Source organism: Pseudomonas sp. AGC41 (genome assembly GCF_057334555.1).
This window is the reverse complement of the sequence record NZ_JBHFJB010000163.1, coordinates 158,618-161,527: the sequence shown is the minus strand read 5'-3', so window position 1 is coordinate 161,527 and position 2,910 is coordinate 158,618. Positions and strand designations below refer to the sequence as shown.

Genomic DNA, 2,910 nt, shown 5'->3' with positions numbered 1-2,910 from the left:
CCCCCCCCCCACAAGGGTCCATCCAAGCTTTTGAACTGGTGCTTGACCTTGCCCGCGTGGCAAGGTTGATCCTGTAGTCACTCACTACAGGGAGCCTGTCCGATGTCCGAGTTCACCACCTTCGATCTGCCGATCTCCGGCATGACCTGCGCCAGTTGTGCCGGGCGAGTCGAGCGAGCCTTGAGCAAGGTCGCCGGCGCCAGCGCCGTCAGCGTCAACCTGGCAACGGAACATGCGCGGATCCAGGCCCCGCAGGGAAGCCTGCCGGCGTTGATGCAGGCGGTCGAGCAGGCAGGTTACAGCGTTCCCGTCCAGACCCTGGAGTTGAGCATCGAGGGCATGACCTGCGCCTCTTGCGTCGGCCGGGTCGAACGGGCGCTGGGGAAAGTTGCCGGGGTGAACCGGGCCAGTGTCAATCTCGCCAATGAGCGAGCACACCTCGAATTGCTCGGGCAGGTTGATCCGCAAAACCTGATCGATGCAGTCAAGCGCGCCGGTTATCACGCCAGTGTCTGGCAAGTCGAGCAACCTCGAAAAACCCAAGCCGATCAGCTGACCCGCGAGCGCGTAGCCCTGGTGCTGGCAATTCTGCTGTCGATCCCGTTGGTGTTGCCGATGTTGTTGCAGCCGTTCGGCGTGCATTGGATGCTGCCGGCCTGGGCGCAATTCGCGCTGGCGACGCCGGTGCAATTCATCTTCGGCGCGCGGTTTTACGTCGCGGCGTTCAAAGCCGTCCGCGCCGCTGCCGGGAATATGGATCTGCTCGTTGCCCTGGGCACCAGCGCCGGCTATGGCTTGAGCCTCTATGAGTGGGCGATGGCCCGACCAGGGAGCATGCCGCACCTGTATTTCGAGGCATCGGCCGTGGTGATTGCCTTGGTCCTGCTGGGCAAGTACCTGGAAAGCCGCGCCAAACGCCAGACCGCCAGCGCCATCCGCGCCCTCGAAGCCTTGCGACCGGAGCGGGCGATCCAACTGATCGACGGTCAGGAACGGGACGTCGCGATCAGTGCCCTGCGCTTGAATGACCTGGTGCTGGTCAAACCCGGCGAGCGCTTCCCGGTGGACGGTGAAGTGCTCGAGGGCCAGAGTCACGCTGACGAGGCGTTGATCAGCGGCGAAAGCCTGCCCGTGCCCAAGCAGCCCGGTGATCAGGTCACTGGCGGCGCGATCAATGGCGAAGGGCGCCTGTTGGTGCGCACCCGGGCCTTGGGGGCCGAGACTGTGCTGGCACGCATCATCCGCCTGGTGGAAGACGCCCAGGCGGCCAAGGCGCCGATTCAGAAGCTGGTGGACAAGGTCAGTCAGGTATTTGTGCCGGTTGTCCTGGTCTTGGCACTCGCCACGCTAGTTGGCTGGTGGCTCTACGGTGCGCCGTTGGCGACAGCGCTGATCAACGCCGTCGCCGTGCTGGTGATCGCCTGCCCGTGTGCCCTGGGCCTGGCGACGCCAACGGCGATCATGGCCGGCACCGGCGTGGCCGCTCGTCATGGCATTCTGATCAAGGACGCCGAGGCGCTGGAGCGCGCCCATGAAGTCGGCACGGTGGTGTTCGACAAGACCGGCACCCTGACGTCCGGCACGCCACGCATCGCCCATCTGGCCGCGCTTGACGGTGATGAAGACGCACTGCTGAACATGGCGGGCGCCTTGCAACGCGGCAGCGAACACCCGCTGGCCAAAGCGGTGCTGGACGCTTGCGCCGAACGCGGCCTGAGCGTAGCGGATATCAGCGATAGCCAGTCCCTGACCGGGCGCGGCATCGCCGGCAGCCTCGACGGGCGCCGCCTGGCCCTGGGCAATCGTCGTCTGCTGGAAGAACTGGGCCTGCCCCCCGGTTCGCTGGCCGAGTCGGCGCAAGCCTGGGAAACCGAAGGCCGAACCCTGTCCTGGCTGGTCGAGCAAGGCGCAACGCCTCGGGTCCTGGGCCTGTTCGCCTTTGGCGATACTCTCAAGCCCGGCGCTCTGGCGGCGGTCGAGGCCTTGAAGCAACGTCACATCGCCAGCCACCTGCTCACGGGCGACAACCGGGGCAGCGCTCGGGTCGTTGCCCAGGCATTGGGAATAGCCAATGTCCATGCCGAAGTATTGCCCGGCGACAAGTCCGCCATCGTTCAACAACTGAAAGCCGACTCGGTGGTGGCGATGGTCGGCGATGGCATCAACGACGCTCCGGCCCTGGCCGCTGCGGACATCGGCATTGCCATGGGCGGCGGCACCGACGTGGCGATGCAGGCCGCCGGCATCACCCTGATGCGCGGCGATCCGCGCCTGGTACCGGCGGCGCTGGACATCAGCCGCAAGACCTACGCGAAAATCCGTCAGAATCTGTTCTGGGCGTTCGTCTATAACCTGATCGGCATTCCGCTGGCGGCGTTCGGTTTGCTCAACCCGGTGTTGGCCGGCGCAGCCATGGCACTGTCGAGCGTCAGCGTGGTGAGCAATGCATTGTTGTTGAAATTCTGGACACCCGCGCATCTGGAGGACAAGTGATGAACATTGGCCAGGCAGCCCGCCAGAGCGGCCTCAGCGCAAAGATGATCAGGTACTACGAATCCATTGGCCTGCTCAGGGCAGCCCATCGTACGGACAGTGGCTATCGGATCTACGGCGCCGATGACTTGCACACATTGGCATTCATCAAGCGCTCCCGGGATCTGGGGTTTTCCCTGGAAGAGGTCGGCAAATTGCTGACTTTATGGCAGGACCGTCAACGTGCCAGCGCCGACGTAAAGGCTCTGGCCCGGCAACATATCGACGAACTGAACCAGAAGATCCGCGAACTGGCCGAACTGCGCGACACGCTCCAGGACCTGGTAGAGCACTGCCAGGGCGATCATCGCCCGGACTGCCCGATCCTCAGGAAATTGGCGTCGGGGTGATGTAGACCTAGTACCTCCTATGGGAGCG

2 protein-coding genes are annotated in these 2,910 nt (G+C 64.4%); both read left to right on the top strand.

Annotated features, from left to right (window positions below; genetic code table 11):
* Positions 1–102 precede the first annotated feature (102 nt).
* Positions 103–2,493, top strand: coding sequence for a heavy metal translocating P-type ATPase (locus ACE04F_RS28960; RefSeq protein ID WP_486111135.1), 2,391 nt, complete (start codon positions 103–105; stop codon positions 2,491–2,493).
* Positions 2,493–2,882 (top strand): Cu(I)-responsive transcriptional regulator, encoded by a 390-nt coding sequence (gene cueR / locus ACE04F_RS28955; RefSeq protein ID WP_458129182.1) that lies wholly within the window; start codon positions 2,493–2,495, stop codon positions 2,880–2,882. The genes ACE04F_RS28960 and cueR overlap by 1 nt, the downstream gene beginning before the upstream one ends.
* Positions 2,883–2,910 lie beyond the last annotated feature (28 nt).

What these genes read in the sequence shown, in the direction of transcription:
- cueR (WP_458129182.1), top strand. Translation starts at nt 2,493, where the DNA reads ATGAACATTGGCCAGGCAGCCCGCCAGAGCGGCCTCAGCGCAAAGATG.
- ACE04F_RS28960 (WP_486111135.1), top strand. Translation starts at nt 103, where the DNA reads ATGTCCGAGTTCACCACCTTCGATCTGCCGATCTCCGGCATGACCTGC.